At 61.0% G+C, this 16,110-nt stretch carries 16 protein-coding genes and 3 pseudogenes; 12 read left to right on the forward strand and 7 right to left on the reverse strand.

All coding sequences use genetic code 11. The features are described from left to right. Positions 1–198: 198 nt before the first annotated feature. Both J1M86_RS22640 and J1M86_RS22645 read right to left on the reverse strand, forming a co-directional pair. A complete protein-coding gene (locus J1M86_RS22640) occupies positions 199–870 on the reverse strand; it encodes a hypothetical protein (RefSeq protein WP_206511441.1) in 672 nt (223 codons plus the stop codon). 62 nt (positions 871–932) lie between these two features. Next, complete coding sequence (locus J1M86_RS22645; RefSeq protein ID WP_206511442.1) at positions 933–1,109, reverse strand: hypothetical protein; 177 nt, start codon at positions 1,107–1,109, stop codon at positions 933–935. A gap of 434 nt (positions 1,110–1,543) precedes the next feature. Between J1M86_RS22645 and J1M86_RS22650 the strand changes: the two genes are divergently transcribed. From J1M86_RS22650 to J1M86_RS22690, 9 genes and pseudogenes are all read left to right on the forward strand, one after another. Beyond that, positions 1,544–2,041: a hypothetical protein gene (locus J1M86_RS22650; RefSeq protein WP_206511443.1), complete on the forward strand. Its 498-nt coding sequence runs from the start codon at positions 1,544–1,546 to the stop codon at positions 2,039–2,041. Positions 2,042–2,067: 26 nt separating this feature from the next. Next, positions 2,068–3,215 (forward strand): IS3 family transposase gene (locus J1M86_RS22655; RefSeq protein ID WP_206511444.1). Its coding sequence is split into 2 segments (ribosomal slippage): positions 2,068–2,335 and positions 2,335–3,215, totalling 1,149 coding nucleotides; the frame shifts between segments, so codons are not numbered across the junction. Between the two features lie 125 nt (positions 3,216–3,340). Continuing rightward, complete coding sequence (locus J1M86_RS22660) at positions 3,341–4,450, forward strand: MFS transporter (RefSeq protein ID WP_206511445.1); 1,110 nt, start codon at positions 3,341–3,343, stop codon at positions 4,448–4,450. A gap of 102 nt (positions 4,451–4,552) precedes the next feature. After that, a complete protein-coding gene (locus J1M86_RS22665) occupies positions 4,553–4,954 on the forward strand; it encodes a hypothetical protein (RefSeq protein ID WP_206511446.1) in 402 nt (133 codons plus the stop codon). Between the two features lie 15 nt (positions 4,955–4,969). Beyond that, positions 4,970–5,437: pseudogene (locus J1M86_RS22670) on the forward strand (serine hydrolase); the annotation flags it as partial. 116 nt (positions 5,438–5,553) lie between these two features. Next, the gene (locus tag J1M86_RS22675; RefSeq protein ID WP_206511447.1) at positions 5,554–5,904 is read left to right on the forward strand and encodes a TetR-like C-terminal domain-containing protein; all 351 of its coding nucleotides are present in this window, start codon (positions 5,554–5,556) and stop codon (positions 5,902–5,904) included. Beyond that, complete coding sequence (locus tag J1M86_RS22680; protein ID WP_206511448.1) at positions 5,901–7,076, forward strand: SGNH/GDSL hydrolase family protein; 1,176 nt, start codon at positions 5,901–5,903, stop codon at positions 7,074–7,076. Before J1M86_RS22675 ends, J1M86_RS22680 begins: the two co-directional genes overlap by 4 nt. A 38-nt stretch (positions 7,077–7,114) precedes the next feature. Then, complete coding sequence (locus J1M86_RS22685) at positions 7,115–7,261, forward strand: hypothetical protein (protein WP_206511449.1); 147 nt, start codon at positions 7,115–7,117, stop codon at positions 7,259–7,261. A gap of 468 nt (positions 7,262–7,729) precedes the next feature. Beyond that, positions 7,730–10,753, forward strand: a complete 3,024-nt coding sequence (locus J1M86_RS22690; protein WP_206511450.1) for a DEAD/DEAH box helicase — start codon at positions 7,730–7,732, stop codon at positions 10,751–10,753. A gap of 113 nt (positions 10,754–10,866) precedes the next feature. Here J1M86_RS22690 and J1M86_RS27030 read toward each other — a convergent pair whose 3' ends face one another. The 3 genes and pseudogenes from J1M86_RS27030 to J1M86_RS27035 form a co-directional block, all read right to left on the reverse strand. After that, entirely contained in the window at positions 10,867–11,229 is a 363-nt protein-coding gene (locus J1M86_RS27030; protein ID WP_206511451.1) for an integrase core domain-containing protein, read from the reverse strand. Then, the gene (locus tag J1M86_RS22700; RefSeq protein ID WP_368857273.1) at positions 11,151–11,558 is read right to left on the reverse strand and encodes a transposase family protein; all 408 of its coding nucleotides are present in this window, start codon (positions 11,556–11,558) and stop codon (positions 11,151–11,153) included. The genes J1M86_RS27030 and J1M86_RS22700 overlap by 79 nt, the downstream gene beginning before the upstream one ends. After that, positions 11,553–11,657, reverse strand: a pseudogene (locus tag J1M86_RS27035) (IS3 family transposase); the annotation flags it as partial. The gene J1M86_RS22700 and the pseudogene J1M86_RS27035, both read right to left, overlap by 6 nt. A 493-nt stretch (positions 11,658–12,150) precedes the next feature. Here J1M86_RS27035 and J1M86_RS22705 point away from each other — a divergent pair. The 3 genes and pseudogenes from J1M86_RS22705 to J1M86_RS22715 form a co-directional block, all read left to right on the forward strand. Beyond that, positions 12,151–12,456 carry a transposase gene (locus tag J1M86_RS22705; protein WP_206511452.1) on the forward strand — a complete coding sequence of 102 codons (306 nt, stop codon included), beginning with the start codon at positions 12,151–12,153 and terminating at the stop codon, positions 12,454–12,456. Next, positions 12,453–12,686, forward strand: a complete 234-nt coding sequence (locus tag J1M86_RS22710; protein ID WP_206511453.1) for a hypothetical protein — start codon at positions 12,453–12,455, stop codon at positions 12,684–12,686. The genes J1M86_RS22705 and J1M86_RS22710 overlap by 4 nt, the downstream gene beginning before the upstream one ends. A 246-nt stretch (positions 12,687–12,932) precedes the next feature. Beyond that, positions 12,933–13,550: pseudogene (locus J1M86_RS22715) on the forward strand (NAD(P)H-dependent flavin oxidoreductase); the annotation flags it as partial. Between the two features lie 75 nt (positions 13,551–13,625). On the opposite strand, the gene J1M86_RS22720 reads toward J1M86_RS22715, so the two are convergent. Together J1M86_RS22720 and J1M86_RS22725 are read right to left on the reverse strand one after the other, a co-directional pair. Then, on the reverse strand, positions 13,626–14,777 hold the full coding sequence (locus tag J1M86_RS22720) for an acetyl-CoA C-acetyltransferase (RefSeq protein ID WP_206511455.1): 1,152 nt from the start codon (positions 14,775–14,777) through the stop codon (positions 13,626–13,628). 119 nt (positions 14,778–14,896) lie between these two features. Further along, positions 14,897–15,889, reverse strand: coding sequence for a LacI family DNA-binding transcriptional regulator (locus tag J1M86_RS22725; protein ID WP_206511524.1), 993 nt, complete (start codon positions 15,887–15,889; stop codon positions 14,897–14,899). Positions 15,890–16,110: the final 221 nt, after the last annotated feature.

Below are 16,110 nucleotides of genomic sequence, written 5' to 3' on the forward strand. Positions count from 1 at the left end.
TGCTCAGCCGTGAATGTAGAACATGAATCCGGCGGTCGGCAAGATCGCCTCGCTGAGACCCAGTGCCGCTGTTGAACAGCCAGCGTGGTGTTAGCGTGCTGGCGTCGCTCGGAGCGTTCGGCGTCTGCAAGCACAGCAGGGGCGTCACGGACGAGGCGCACGTCGATATTTCGGTCGCGCTCCCGTGAACCGAACTGTCTACCGCGAGGCGTCGACCGGGTCCGCCGGATCGGGCTCCGGATCGAACAGTGGCTTGAACGTGCGAGGAAACAACTCCTCGAGGGGGGTCAATGCAGGTTTGGTGATCTGAAGGCTTTCGCTTTGCAGGTGCCGCGCGCAGCAAGCGTTGTGGTACTGAGCAGCCCATACGTACTTCTCTCGGATCCGCGACGGTTCGGTGTACGTGGTCAGGGCTCCGACGACAGTGTCTTTGTGTTCTTGTAAGAAGTCTTCTGCCAACCTGACATCGTCCTGTTCGGCCGTCAACGCCGTATCGAGATAGTTCACGAACGCACGCCCGTCTGCATCGACGATGTACGTTCTGTTCCATTCCGACTGGTAAGCCTCGCTTCCATATCTCGAATAGCCGGTGTACAGGGCATATTGGAGAGCCTCGGTACTCAACAGCACTCGGGGCACGACTGCTGTGTTTTCTTCGAGAAGGACGGCCTCTACAAGGGCGGGGCCGGTGATGTGCGCGTAGTCCGCGTAGACATCACCGGTGGAGATACCCCCGCGCAGGAAACGTCCGCTGAGGGCGAGCTGAAACTGGTAGGTACTGATGGAGTCGGAGAGGATGCCGAGCTCACTGCCGGTTTCCGTAGCAACGATAGGAACAGCGACAGCGATGCTGTCGCTGAACGTCAGCATTCGTTGGTAGCGTGATTCCCAACTCGGATCGTGCAGTGTGCTGTTCAGTTCATCGAGCAGCCCTATCTGCCGTTGCAGGCCTGCGTTGTCGTGGTTTGGACGGCTTCTTTGGTCCCCAAGGCGTCGAGGTACGCGGCAACTGACCGGCGCAGACGCGGCTTGCCGGTGTCATCGCTGTACAGCTCTCGCCCCTCCAACAGTCGTTCTTGTTCTCGTTCGCGGATTTCATCGCTGTCCATGAATCGACGCTACAGTCGCTTGCGCTGAGATCCGCTAGGTAGACTCGCCGCGGGCAGGCGGCCGGATGAGCAACAGGTTCGCGATGCCGCCCTGATTCACGCAGTCCTGAGCGACGTCGTGAACGTGCCAGTGGAAGTCTGACTCCGGCTCTGTTGGGTCTACAGTGGTCTCGACCGGTGTGTAGCGGTGCAGAGAGGGATCGAAACGCCGTCGTAGGTCTACCCCATGCTGTCTTTGGTCAGGATTGTCAACGGATGCTCGCCGGTCTACTCGATCCCCAGGCGTAGGTCGTATTCGTCGTTGTCGGTCGCCTTCGCGCGCCTTCTCACCAGCGCCATGAGATCGAAAATTGCGCACTCGACGGCGGGCTATGGTCTATGGACGCCGCAGGATTGGAGTCGGCGCCTGTCAGTGGCCAGAAGTGAGGTGTTCGGTGAACGAAATCGTCGCGGGCTTGTTGGCGAACCCGACCGGTGCTCTCGGTGCTCTCGGTTTGGGAGTGATATTCGGAGCCGTGTACACCGCACGCGCCACAGACCGTCGTGAACGGCGAGCATGGCAGCGTGAAAAACAGGTCGAGGCCTATAGAATTTTCCAAGAAGCATTATGGTCGTCCTACTTTCGAATTACCGGAGGTGACGCGCGGAAGGTCACTCAGGAGACACGCGAGGACGGTCTCGAGGCACTCAACGACGCGAATGCAGATGACGTCGACGCTGTATTGCGGGCAGTCGTCGACGTGGCGGCCTACGGAGACAAGAACGTGTCGAGATATGCTTCCGGGCTCGCGGCGGCCTGGGAGCAATGGCTCTACGAGGCTACTCCTTTGAGTGGTACGCAATGCTGGCCCTCGACGTTGCAACGAAAGAGAGCATTGTGGCGTGTCCCCGGTGAACGGGGCCATCTTGTTTTAGAGTCTTGTTGCCCGTGAACTGGGCGGATAGGACGATGGAGACTATGGCTGGACGGAAGCGGAACTCTGCTGAGGACATCGTGCGCAAATTGCGCCGTGCCGACGAGCTCGCTGCTGCAGGTAAGACGCAGGAGGAGATCGCTGCGGAGCTCGAGGTGTCGGCGGCGACGTTGTACAACTGGCGACGACAGTACGGCGGGATGGACACCGACGCCGCGAAAGAACTCAAAGAGCTCCGGGAGCAGAACAGCAAGCTCAAACGCCTGCTCGCCGACGCCGAGCTGGAGAAGGACGCGCTGCGGGAGGTAGCGAAGGGAAAATTCTGAGCCCAGCCGCCAAACGCCGCGCCGTCGACATGCTCGTGGACACGATGAGCATGTCGAAGCGATTGGCGTGCAAAGCTGTTGGGCTTGCCCGCTCCACCTACGCACGAACCCCGATTGCTCAGACCCCAGCGGATCCTGACGCGGCCCTGAGGGCGACTCTGCGGGAATATGCACGCGATCATCCGTTGCACGGTTTCCGTCGCGCCTGGGCGCATCTGAAGCACGACCAGGGCTTGTCGGTGAACAGTAAGAAGGTCCACCGGCTATGGAAAGAGGAAGGTCTGCAGGTTCGGATCTATCATCCCCGCAAACGCGCCGGCGTCAGCTCCTGCCCACAGATCGAAGCCGACGCGCCGAAAGTGGTGTGGGCTATGGACTTCCAGTTCGATTCGACTGTCGATGGGAAGGCGATCAAGATCGCGTCGATGATCGACGAGCACACCCGGCAGTCCCTGTTGAACATTGTGGAGCGGTCGATCACCGCGCAACGACTGACCGACGAGCTCGACAAGACGTTCGCGCTGTGGGACGGGCCGCCGATGGTGTTGCGGATGGACAACGGTCCGGAGTTCATTTCGCATGTGCTGCAGGAGTTTTGCCGCGACCGTGTCGGTATCTCCTACATCCCGCCGGGGACGCCGTGGAACAACGGGCACATCGAATCGTTCAACAACCGACTACGGAAGGAGTGCCTGAACCGCAATCACTGGACGAGCCTGCTCGAAGCGAGGGTGGTGATCGAGGACTTCAAAGACGACCACAACCATCGACACCGTCACTCATCACTGGGCTACCTCACGCCCGCTGAGTACGCTGCACAATGCACCCACAACCACCAACCGGTCGAGGGTTGCGAGATCGACTGAAATCAATCACACCGTGGCTCTAGAACACGGTGGCCCGAATATCGGGGACCTGCCACCAACTCGGTTCCCTACCTGGCATTCAAGAGAAGACTCCACGTCGCAGACACGGCATTCTGCTGGTGTCGATGAGCTGCCTACCGGTGCTCGGCGCGGTACTTCTCGCTCCGATTCAACCTCAGATGCTCGACGCCTTCGCCGACACTCCGGGCGTGAACGCGCTGGTCCCACTCACCATCACGGCACCGGCCTTGATGATCGGCCTCCTTGCGTTCGGAGCGGGACGAGTAATCGACGCGGTGGGCCGCATCCGGTTGCTGACCGTCGCTCTGGTCGTGTACTCGCTGTTCGGAGTCGCGCCGTTCTTTCTCGACTCGCTGCCCCTGATCGTCGCTTCCCGCCTCGGCGTCGGCATCGCTGAGGCCGCCATCATGACGTGCTGCACAACCTTGATCGCCGACTACTACTCCGGCAGACAACGCGCCCAATACTTCGGTCTGCAAGTGGTGTTCACCAGCGTGTCGGCGGTGGTCTTCATCGGCCTCGGTGGCGCGTTGGCGCAGGACAATTGGCGAACGCCGTTCTGGCTCTACACCGTCGGCATCGTGTTCGCCGTAATCGCGCCAATCATGTTGTGGCAGCCACATTCAGTGACCAAGATCAAGGACCACGCTGTCTCGATCCACTGGCGGCCGCTCCTGCTGCCCTTGGCAGTCACCCTGTTCGGCGGAGCTGTCTTCTACGCGCCGATCGTCCAAATCCCGATCAAGCTGGACGCCGTCGGAGTGGACAATCCGGGCGCGATCGGCGCAGTCAGTGCAATCGTCGCCATTGCCACCGCAATTGCCGCGCTGACGTTCGGCCGGGTGGCGGAGGTCGGGCCGAAGCGATTGCTGCCCATCGCCTTCAGCACGGCAGGCCTCGGACTGGCATTCTTCGGTCTGGCCTCGACTCCACTGACGGTTGCGGTGGGCGGGGTAATCGCGTCCGCCGGATGCGGGCTGTTGCTCCCCACCCTGCTCCTGTGGGTTGTCAGCGACCTCGAATTTGCCCAACGCGCCCGCGGAACTGGGGCTTGGACCGCAGCTACGTTCTCCGGTCAATTCCTCAGCCCACTACTCGTTCTCGCACTCGGAGGTTTGCCGATTGCGCTAGTCGCGATAGGAGCGGCGTCGGTGGTTCTCGCGGTCGCGCTTCCCCGGCTCGGCGCCTTCACCGCTCAGCCTGTGCCCGCATAGTCGGCACAGATCGGTCTGTCTACAGAACGACCGACTGCCGCGAGATTCTCGTGCCGTTCTCGAGCGGACAGGATCTCGGCGGTGGTCGGGTGCGGTGCGAGATTGGTTGCCACATTTCGGTTCGCGGTCCAGTCCACACCGTGCCCTCGGGGCAAGGTCAAGCCCATTCTCGGTGCGGCAGTCGATTCCCCGGGAGCCCGATATCGGAAGTTGCCCGACAGGTATCGTCTGAATCACTACATCGAGGAGCGAGCGCTGTTGCGCCGCCAACGATGTCGCAACTGCGAGACGATCAGCTACCGCGGGACGGAACGGTTCGGCTTCGCATCGACACTCAAGGTGTTCGCGGTGGCAGAGTTTCTGCGCCGAACATCGGCCGACGGACGAGACGAGCTCGTTCGCTGGACCGAGTTCGATATCGATCGAGCCGGATACTCGCCGGTGACCACCGAGGCACTCGACACCGGGCTTACAGCAGCCGAGCTCGCCGAAGCGGCCGTCTGAGACAGCGACAACACAGCGACGAATCTCATTCTCGACCGTATAGGCGGCCCCTCAGGTCTCGACGCCGCCCTGGAAGAGCTCGGTGACGACATCACGGAGGTGGTCGATATCGAACCAGATCTCAACACTGTCGCACCTGGCTCCACCGCCAACACGACGACCGCGGGCGCGTTCACCGCAAGCCTGGCCGCTATTCGACGAGACGACTTTTCGACCGAGAGCGACCGTGCGATTTTGCTCGACTGGATGAGCGGGAACGCCACGGGTGATCTTCTCTTGCGCGCGGTGGCGCCCGACGGCTGGGTCGTCGCCGACAAATCCGGTGGCGCCGGCCCGATTCGCAACGACATCGCCATCGTCACACCACCGGGGCGCTCACCGATCCTCGTCACAGTTCTGACGGAGAAGAACGATCCTTCAGCACCTTTCGACGATGCCGTCGTCAGTGATACCGCCGCGGTCGTGCTGGGGGCGCTCGAGTAGGCGGATCGCACAGCGGCCTCGCTGACCTCCGGGATGGCATTACTGCCCTGGCCCTCGGTGAACTCGCAGCGAATATCGGCGACGCCATAGCCGGTCGCTCGAAGAAGGATGCGCTGGTGGGTTTCGCGGCCGCGCACCGTGAATACTCGACCGACCACCCAGGCCGGTGGGCGTCCTTGCAGCGGCGTGCAGGGCAGGCCGCCGTCGACACAGACGCCGCACGCCGCATCGTTCAGGTGACCGACGCCGTCCTGATCGGCTACGACATCGCCGGCCCCGATCGGACTCACGCCACGCGCATCATCGGTAGTGCATTGAGCGGGTTTCTGAACCTCGAACGCAGCGGAAGCTTCGCGCACAGCCTGCCACCGGCCGAGCAGTCGTGGCCGGAACTGATCGACGCCCTCGACTTCCTCCTGACTCATTGGCACAACCGCGGCACCGCCCGCCAGAAGGCAACTAGATGATCACCACACGCCTCACTCACGAATTTGTCCGCGGTGCAATCGAACTCGAATCGACCGACCGCGGCGTGCGTCCCCACAGACTCCCCCGGTTGATCCGAGAACGGTTCGCCGATCCGCAGCTCGCCCTCATGGAAGCGCAGCCTTCCGGGGTACGGATCGCCGTGCGTACAACGGCCATCGACATCTCCTTGGAGGTGCACGCCACCCGCATCACTTACCGCGGCGCGAGGCGCGCCCGCGGCGCAATCGACGTGATGGTCGACGACGTCTTCCACCATTCTCACGTCCTCACCGGCGGCGACGCCATCGAGATGGATGTGCAGACCGGCACCCGAACCTTCGAGCCGGGGGCACCCGAACTCGTCACCGTCACCGACCTTCCAGCCGGGCAGAAAACGGTCGAGATCTGGCTTCCCCACAACGAACAGGTAGATCTGATCGCACTGCACTCGGACGCTCCATTGCAGCCCGCACCGACGAGCGGGCCGGTGTGGTTACACCACGGCAGCTCGGTCAGCCACGGCTCCAACGCCACGAGCCCCACTCGCATCTGGCCCGTCGTCGCGGCGCGGCGCGCCGGCGTTCAGGTACGCAACCTGGGGTTCGGCGGCAGCGCGCTCGTGGATCCGTTCATGGCTCGCCTCATGCGTGACACTCCAGCGGACATGATCACCGCCAAACTCGGACTCAATGTGGTGAACCGCGACTCCATGAGGCTCCGCAGCTTCGTTCCCGCCGTTCACGGGTTCCTGGACACCATCCGTGACGGCCACCCCACCGCGCCGCTGCTGATGATTTCGCCCATCCAGTGCGCGATCCACGAGGACACGCCAGGCCCCGGCGCGATCGATCCGAACACGCTGGGCACCGACTCGGTGCAGTTTGTTGCGACCGGATCGAAAGGTGATACCGCCCTGGGGCGCTTGACACTTCGGGTCATTCGGGACGCCTTGATGGAAATTGTCGACAGCAGGTCCGACGATCCGAACCTGCACTACCTCGACGGTCGCGCACTTTACGGCGAAAGCGACGCACAGTGCTATCCGCTCCCCGATGGCCTGCACCCGGACACAGACACTCACGCCCTCATGGGAAAGCGCTTCGCGGACAGAGCATTTGGGCCAGGAGGGGCATTCGAGAAATCTCGAGGCCGAAAGGCTGCAACCAACTAGCTCCACCAGCATGCAGATATCCGACGGGGACCGTTCTGTTGATCGTCTTCATCCTCGTCGCAGCACGCACCGCACATCCTTTAGTGCCGCTCAGAGTCGTGACCGACCGCAGTCGCGGCGCCACGTACCTGGCCGCCTTCCTTCTCGGTGCCGACATGTTCGGAATGTTGCCGTTGATCAACTAACCACCTGCAAGTGAACATTGGCTACGAGCCGTTCATGGCCGGTCCTGCACTACTGTCGTTCAGCGTGGGGATCATGGCTACCGCGGCTCTCACATCCTGACTCTTGCTGCGCGTCTGTCCCCTGCCACTTATGGCCGCCGCAATGGCAACCGCAACGATAGGAGTAGCCTCGTCGATCACTGTCGACAGTTCATCGACGTACTTCAAACGGTCGATCACCAACATTGAACTCGGTGCGAACCGCCCCCGAGCAAGTCCACAACGGCGGCAACTTCTCCGACACCGTCTGCGGGAGTCACAGTCCACCATCGGACGATCGACTACACACGTTCGAGGCATGCTTACACGTTTCTGTCCGCCCTGCAGCATCAGACTGCAACCGATATCCGAGTCCACAATCGAAATCTGGCTAGATATGCCACGGCGTTTTGCAAACCTTCTACGCTTTGAATGTGGTAGTACCAATAGGTGACGAACCCGGGATCCGCAGAATACATCGAGAAACAATTCAGCTTTGGAACCGTGCGTCGGGTGTGTACTCATTCGGAATCTTCCGACCTAGATTTTGACGAACACGACGTCGTACTTCAAAGCTGGATGCCTGGAATTAACTTCCACCCTGCAGGGCCCAGTCCAGAGGCCAAAGGACTACGACGCGCTCAGCTCGGCGCAGTGCATGCAGTGCTTGCCTATTGGTCGACAGGAAATCACGAACCCGCGACAGTTGTGCTGCCAACTGGGACTGGGAAAACCGAAACAATGCTCGCGCTGCTCGTAGAAGCCCAGGTGCAACGACTGCTGGTCATCGTTCCGAGCGACGCTCTACGCACGCAGTTGGCGCGCAAGTTCGAGACGTTAGGCCTGCTAGGAGGACTAGGCGTGCTTCCTGACGGCGCCCAGTGTCCATCCGTGGGCGTGATCACGGGTCGACCCAAGGACCTTGGGGAGCTACAAACTTTTGTAGAAGCCTGTCAAATCATCATCTCGACGCCAAACGCTCTGGCGGCGGCGGCCGTCGAGTTGAAGTCGATACTGTTCGATGCTTGCGAGGCACTCTTCTTCGACGAGGCACATCACGTCCGGGCGTCTACTTGGTCTCAGATTCGCGATTCATTCAGCGCCAAAAAGGTCGTCCAGTTTACTGCTACACCGTTCCGAGAAGATGGTCAACACTTGCAGGGGCGATTTGTGTATGTCTTTCCCCTGCGCGAAGCTCAAACCGATGGCGTCTACGGACGGATAAACTACGAGTCAGTGTATGACCTTATCGACCCAGACGCCGCCATCGCGGCTCGCGCCACTGAAGTTCTAAATGGCGATCTGAATAGCGGCCTAGACCATCTACTCATGGCCAGATGCAGGTCCCGCGCCGATAGCGAACGTGTACACAAGAAATACCGGCAAATCTCGCCAGAACACCATCCGGTCCTTCTACATTCCGGCATAGGAAAAGATGGCCAGCGCACGGCGATGAGCGAGGTTGATGCCCGTCGTTCCCGCATTATCGTGTGCGTGGACATGCTGGGAGAAGGATTCGATCTGGCACAACTCAAGATCGCAGCTCTCCATGACCCAAAGAGGTCCCTCGCGCCGACCCTACAATTCATTGGCCGATTTGCGCGGGTCGCAGACGGTACAGGAGATGCCACAGTAATTACAGCTCGATCGGAGCGGATATTTGACCGACGCCTATCACGTCTGTACGGCGAGGACTCGGACTGGAACCTCATCGTTGCGGAACTCTCTGACCGCGCGATCGTGGACCAAGAAAAAGTCTCACAGTTCGAGCAGTCATTCGGATCTCAAGCCACGCGGGTAGCAACCAGAGCTATCTCGCCCAAAATGAGCACCGTCGTCTACCAGACTGCATGTACCGATTGGACACCGGACGGTGTTCTTTCACTCTTCAACGACGAAGACATCTTGTCTCTCCCACTCCCCATAAACCATGCTGATCGCGTCATGTGGTTCGTAACTCGTAGTCGACAGATCGTCCCGTGGATAGAGGGGCCCGGGGTTGAAAACGTAGCCCACACGCTCTTCGTGCTGCATTGGGACTGCGACCAGCATCTTCTGTTCATCAACCACTCATCGAATGAGGGTGCGAATGCCGAAATCGCCAAAGCGGTCGTCGGGGACTCTGCGCAACTAATCAGCGGCGAGCAGATATTTCGTGCCATGGGCGGTGTCACGCGACCAATTCCGACGAACGTCGGCGTACTCGACATATACAGCAGGGCACGCCGTTTCTCGATGTACGCCGGAGCCAACGTTACAGACGGATTTCCCGCAGCGGAAGAAGCTACCAAGGTCCAGACCAACCTATTCACTGCAGGATTCCGCGATGGCGAGCGCGTCACAGTTGGCGTAAGCCTTAAGGGCCGAGTTTGGAGCTATCTGATCGCCAGAACTCTGCTCGACTGGGTTGAGTGGTGCCGCGATACTGGCAGCCGCCTGATCGACGATTCTATCGACGTAGCGGCAGTCAAACGCAACTTCATTCGACCAGAAGTTCTCGAAGCGTGGCCCGATGAAGTAGTCCTAGGTGCCGAATGGCCGACCGAGCTGTTGATGTCCCCACCGATATCGTTGGCAGTTCGTCTCGAAAACCATAGCGTCCCGCTCACCGAAATTGACTTATCCGCGCAATCTGAGCTTTCCAGCAGTGGCGATGTGCGCATCACCCTGGCTTCCGACGTGGCATCAGTCCAGTACGACATTATCCTGAACAAGGATGGGATGCGCGCCCAGGCAGTGGATGAGGAAGCAACTTTTACGACCAGTCGAAATGTACACCTGGGTTCGGATTTTCTGACCAGGCACTGCCCAATCGTTCTCCTAGGCGGAGATGGAATCGTGTCGCCACCGGGAATTCTGTATCGCCCGAACCGCGACATCCCAGCCCTTGCTAGGGAAGAGATTACACCGATTGAATGGAACGGAATTCCCCTAAACAGGGAGTCCCGCGGGGAAGATAGGAATCCCGCAACGGTTCAAGGTCGATCGCTTGACGAATTACAAAATGATGATTGGGACTTTCTGATTGATGACGATGGAAAGGGCGAAATTGCGGATCTAGTCGCCCTTCGCGTTCAAGATGGAACCCTTCAGATTGTGCTGGTCCACTGCAAATTCGCGCACGGTGGGACAGTAGGTGCGCGGTTAATTGACCTATATGAGTTGTGCGGGCAGGCTCAGAAGAGTTCGGTTTGGCGCAGACACCCTGAGAATATGATTCGCAAGTTGTTAGCACGGGAGCGACATCGCATTAGCAAGGGGCGAGCGACAGGATTCGAAGTGGGAAATTCGTCGGACCTGCTGCGTTTTCTTGGCGAAGTACCAGCGCTTCATATCGACATGACGCTAATCCTAGCCCAACCCGGGCTAAGCCAGACTCGCGCCAGTGCAGCGCAACTCGAGCTTCTGGCGGCGACAAAAACCTACGTTCGCGAAACCAGCTCCTCGCGCTTGAGAATCTGGTCCAGCCTATAAACTGCGCGGTAGCCCTGGTGCGCTTCACTCGTCCCAGTCGGCCAAACCCGATCGGGCGAGCGGTCGTCAGATACTCGTCGAAGTTTATCTGGCGATGCTGCGAGACCGTCACCTCAAGCGCAATCCGTGCTCAGTGCATCGGATTTAGAGTGGCAGGTCCCCCATAGTCGGACCACATCGTTCTGGAGCCGGTTCTGATTGATGTCAGTCGATCTCGCAGCCGTCCACCGGTTGGTGGGTGTGGCAGCATCTCGCAGCGTACGCCCCCGCAAGCGGGAGGGACCCCAGGACGGGGTGAGGTAGCCCAGCGACGAGTGGCGGTGCCGATGATTGTGGTCGTCCTTGAAGTCCTCGATCACCACCCTCGCCTCGAGCAGGCTTGTCCAGTAGTTCCGGTTCAGGCACTCCTTCCGTATCCGGTTGTTGAAGGATTCGATGTGGCCGTTGTTCCATGGTGCCCCGGCGGGATATAGCATTTCCCGACCTGGTCACGGCACAACTCTTGCAGCACTTGCGATATGAATTCCGGACCGTTGCCCACCCGCAACACCAACGGTGGTCCGTCCCACAATGCGAACGCCATCTCCAACTCCTCCGTCAGCCGCTGAGCGGTGATCGACCGCTCGACGATGTACAGCACCGACAACCGGGTGCGCTCGTCGATCATCGACGCGATCTCGATGGCCTTCCCGTCGACGGTCGCGTCGAACTGAAAGTTAAGTGCCCATACGACTTTCGGTGCATCGGCTTCGATCTGCGGACTGGAACCGATACCGGCGCGTTTGCGAGGGTGATAGATCCTCACCTGCAACCCTTCCTCTTTCCAGAGTCGGTGCGCCTTCTTCTTGTTCACCGACATGCCCGCATCGTGCGTCAGATACGCCCAGGCGCGCCGGAACCCGTGGAGCGGGTGCTTCCCGGCGTAGGTGGATCAGGGAAGCCCAACTACTTTGCAGGACAACCGCTTCGGCAGCTTCATCCTCCTGACGAGCATGTCCACGGCTCGGCGCTTGGCAGCCGGGGCTAAGACTTTCCAGTGACAATAAAAATCAACCCGCTGACGGAACGGCCTGACCCAGAATTTTCCTGGCCGCGAAGTGCCTTTCGAAAGACCCGTCGACCCAACCGTCAGCGGGCCGCCACAACACCACAGTGGAACACGCGACGTAGGTGACCTCATAGGAGCCTGCCGCCCGGGCCCGTCACTGGCCTGTCCGAACCTCGCGCCACGCACACCCGAGGAAAGCCACCACGTGACACCAAGCCCCGCTCCGCAGCGTATCAACTGCGTCATCGACACGCACGAAAACACCCATCACGCAGCAATCATCACCGACACTGGACTACTTCTCGAACACCGCCAATTCGACACGACCGCAATTGGATAGGGTGAAATTGTGAACTGGATCTGTAGTCACGGCGACCCGATCTCCGTCGGCATCGAAGGGACCTCCTCCTACGGCGCCGGCATCAGCCGCCACCTTCGTCGTCACAAAATCAAAGTCGTCGAGGTGCCTAGACCGAACCGCAAACTACGCCGCAGCGTCGGCAAGTGCGACCCTATCGACGCCGAAGCCGCAGCGCGCGCAGTCCTCGCTCGTCACCAACTCGCCGAACCCAAACACGGCGACGGTCCAATCGAAGCGTTCCGTGCGCTGCGCGTCGCGCGATCCAGCGCCGTCAATCTGCCACTGCATCGATGAACGCCGTACAATCCATGCTCGTCACCGCCCCGGATACGTCGCGTGCTCAGTTGCGCAGCTACAGCGCCACCGCGTTGCTCGATGCCCGCCTCGCGCTCGAAGTCGATCCCGCACGACTGACCGATCCCACCAACGCCACCAAAAACCGCGTTGCGCTCCCTGGCGCGACGAACTCGTCAACTGCGTTCGGAAGAAAACGAACTCAAGAAATACTTGACGAAGCTTGTTGAGGAAACAGCACCCCGCACCTCGGATGTCTTCGGGCTTGGCCCTGACACCGCAGCCGCGCTGCTCGTCACCGTCGGAGACAACCCCGAACGTCTTCGATCCGAATCATCCTTCGCACACTTGTGCCCCTCCTTACCTTTGTGTGGGTAGCTTGACCTCGATTCCGCCGAGGTTGAGATAGATCATTGCTTTCAGCGATGCGGCAGAATGGTGGCCGTAGCCTCGGGCGTTGATCAGCCTGATCTTCGGTGGCAACGACTTTGTTGCTGCCCTCGGTACTGGACGCTGTCGACATCCCGGTCGTCGCTGCCGGTGGCTTCTTCGATGGGCGAGGACTGGCGGCGGCATTATCGTATGGCGCTGCCGGAGTTGCGATGGGAACACGGTTTCTCTTGACGCAGGAATCGACGGTGCCCGACGCGGTCAAGCAACGGTATCTGTCCGCGGGTCTCGACGGAACGGTGGTGTCCACTCGGGTGGACGGAATGCCGCACCGGGTGCTTCGAACCGAACTGGTGGACACACTGGAAAAGTCCTCGCGCGCCCTCGGTTTCGTGCATGCCGCGCGCAACGCTGCCCGATTCAAGTCGATGACGGGAATGTCCTGGTCGACGATGGTTCGTGACGGTCTGGCCATGCGCCGCGGTAAGGATCTTTCCTGGGGTCAGGTACTGATGGCCGCGAACACCCCCATGCTGCTCAAATCGGGACTCGTCGACGGTAACGCGCAAGCAGGTGTGCTCGCGTCCGGTCAGGTCGTTGGCATGCTCGCCGACCTACCGACCTGCGCCGACCTGATCGAATCGGTCGTCTCCGAGGCTGTTTCGGCGATCGACGCGGCGTCCCGAACGATCACCGAGCGTTAGCGACTCAGCTGAGCCGAGCGTTAGCGACTCAGCTGAGCCGAGCGGTGGCGGCTCAGCTGAGTCGGATAGTAGCGACTAGCTGAGCCGCTCGATGATCGTCACATTGGCTGTTCCGCCGCCCTCGCAGATGGTCAGCAGCCCGTAGCGTCCTTGGATACGCTCGAGTTCGCAGAGCAGTGTGGCCAACAGCTTCGTGCCGGTAGCGCCGAGCGGGTGTCCGAGAGCGATGGCGCCGCCGTTGACGTTCACCTTCTCCGGATCGGCCCCGATCTCCTTCATCCAGGCCAGTACGACGGGTGCGAACGCCTCGTTGATCTCGACGGCATCGATATCGTCGATCGTCAGACCGGCGCGTTCGAGCGCGTACTTGGTTGCCGGTATCGGAGCGCTCAGCATGAAGACCGGGTCGCTGCCGCGGGCGCTGAGGTGATGAATCCGTGCGCGGGGACGCAGCCCGTATTCGCGCACGGCGGCTTCGGATGCGAGGAGGGTCGCGCTGGCGCCATCGGAGATCTGACTGGCCAGAGCGGCGGTCAGACGTCCACCGTCGACGAGAGTCGGCAACGCCTGCATCTTCTCCAGCGTGGTGGAGCGTGGACCTTCGTCGACGGTGTGGCCGTCGACTGCGATGATCTCCCGATCGAAACGGCCGGTTGCGATCGCCGCGCGTGCACGGGTGTGACTCGTCAGCGCGAACATTTCCATGTCCTGCCTGCTGACATCCCACTTGTCCGCGATCAGCTCTGCGCCACGGAATTGCGAGATCTCCTGTTTGCCATAGCGGTGTTCCCATCCCGTCGAGCCGACGAACGGGGTGTCGAAGCCGTACTGTTGCCCCGCCGTCATTGCCGATGCGATGGGAATCTTCGACATGTTCTGGACGCCACCGGCGACGATCATGTCTGCTGTGCCGCTCATGATCGCCTGCGCGGCGAAGTGAACGGCCTGCTGGCTCGACCCGCATTGGCGGTCCACGGTCACTCCGGGCACCTCTTCCGGGTATCCGGCCGCCAACCATGCGGTTCTGGCGATGTTCCCCGCCTGCGGTCCGATCGCGTCGACGCACCCGAACACGACGTCGTCGATGTTCACGGGATCGATCGGGGAGCGGTCCAACAGAGAGCGGATTGCGCCGGCTCCCAGGTCCGCCGGGTGGATCTCCGACAGCGCACCGCCTCGTTTCCCTACGGGAGTTCGGACGGCGTCGATGACGTAGGCCTCGGGCATGGCTCTCCTCGCGATCGGTCGCGATCGGGTGTCGACGCGACTGGTGACACCGCGATGATAACAACCAAGCAGTTGTTTAACTACAGAACCCGGTGGGTGATCCTCGACCGTCCCGACGGTCAGCTCCGCCGATCGCGATGCCCTGGCGCGGGTGCCGTGGTTCCGCGCACGACCAAGTGCGGTTCGATCACGGTGTTGGCGGGTTCGGCGTTTTCGTCCTCGAGGCTGGTCACGGTGAACTCCACAGCTTTTCGGGCAAGTTCCGCGCTGTCCTGACGCACCGTCGTCAGGTCGATTCGAGACAGGCTCGACAGGGGTGAATCGTCGTATCCCACGATCGAGACGTCGTACGGTACGGCGATCCCGGCCTTGACCAGCTCGTCCATGACACCGAGAGCGCTCCGGTCGTTGCCCGCGAGGATGGCTGTGGGAAGGGCCGATTCCTGCAGCAGCGCAACGGCTGCCGCAGCACCGGCGGCCTCGTCGTGTGCGCCGGGGACTATCCGGACATGTCGGCCCAGGCCGTGTCGACGCATGCACGCCATGTAGGCGCTGCGCCTGTCCTTCGATGCCGCTTGCTCTCCACCGTCGATATGCACGATGTCGCGGTGGCCCAGCGCTACGAGATGATCGACCGATTGCGCAATCCCTGTGCTGTCGGCGGAGCGTACAGAATTGATGGGGTCGACACGGCGCCCGACCATCGTCAGGACGGCGCGTTCGTTCACCGATCTCAGATATTCGGAATCGGAGAATGGATCGAACAGCACGAGTCCCTCGCACCGATGACTGAGCAGAGCCTCCATGGCCTTGTGTTCATCACGGTTGGGTCCGCCGACCGACAAGAGCACGTCGTAACCCGCTGCTTCCGCGGCGTCGTAGACGGTGCCGACCATCTCGGCTTGGAAGGTCTGTTTGACATCGGTGAGCAGGCCGATGGTCCGACTGCGTCCGCGTGCCAGCAGTTGGGCGGCGCGGTCGGGCTGATAGCGCAGTTCGTCGGCAGCGCGCAGAACCCGTTCGCGTGTCGCCTCGGAGGCGCCCGGCTTGTCGCTGAAGACGAGCGAAACGAGGGTGCGGGAGACAGCTGCGCGTTCGGCCACGTCGGCCATGGTCGGGCGGCGACGAGAGGCTTTCGGGTCCGTCGAGCCGCTGGGTGTCTGCACGCATCCTCCTGGTCGGTGTGGCTACCACAACTGCGATGTTCAAATGTCTTGACAATCACACAACGCATCACGATAGTTGCTTCCTGAAGCGCGTTAGTGACGCGCGTCAGTACCCACTCACAGTAGCCAGGCAACCGCGTCTTGGCTCGCGTGCAACCGAGACCGTC

Source organism: Rhodococcus sp. KRD197, from assembly GCF_017168235.1.
GTDB lineage: Bacteria > Actinomycetota > Actinomycetes > Mycobacteriales > Mycobacteriaceae > Rhodococcoides.

Excerpts from the sequence above, each read along its gene's own strand:
- J1M86_RS22640 (WP_206511441.1), bottom strand. The coding sequence starts at position 870 with ATGCTGACGTTCAGCGACAGCATCGCTGTCGCTGTTCCTATCGTTGCT.
- J1M86_RS22645 (WP_206511442.1), bottom strand. The coding sequence starts at position 1,109 with ATGGACAGCGATGAAATCCGCGAACGAGAACAAGAACGACTGTTGGAG.
- J1M86_RS22660 (WP_206511445.1), top strand. The coding sequence starts at position 3,341 with ATGAGCTGCCTACCGGTGCTCGGCGCGGTACTTCTCGCTCCGATTCAA.
- J1M86_RS22680 (WP_206511448.1), top strand. The coding sequence starts at position 5,901 with ATGATCACCACACGCCTCACTCACGAATTTGTCCGCGGTGCAATCGAA.
- J1M86_RS27030 (WP_206511451.1), bottom strand. The coding sequence starts at position 11,229 with ATGCTATATCCCGCCGGGGCACCATGGAACAACGGCCACATCGAATCC.
- J1M86_RS22710 (WP_206511453.1), top strand. The coding sequence starts at position 12,453 with ATGAACGCCGTACAATCCATGCTCGTCACCGCCCCGGATACGTCGCGT.
- J1M86_RS22720 (WP_206511455.1), bottom strand. The coding sequence starts at position 14,777 with ATGCCCGAGGCCTACGTCATCGACGCCGTCCGAACTCCCGTAGGGAAA.
- J1M86_RS22725 (WP_206511524.1), bottom strand. The coding sequence starts at position 15,889 with ATGGCCGACGTGGCCGAACGCGCAGCTGTCTCCCGCACCCTCGTTTCG.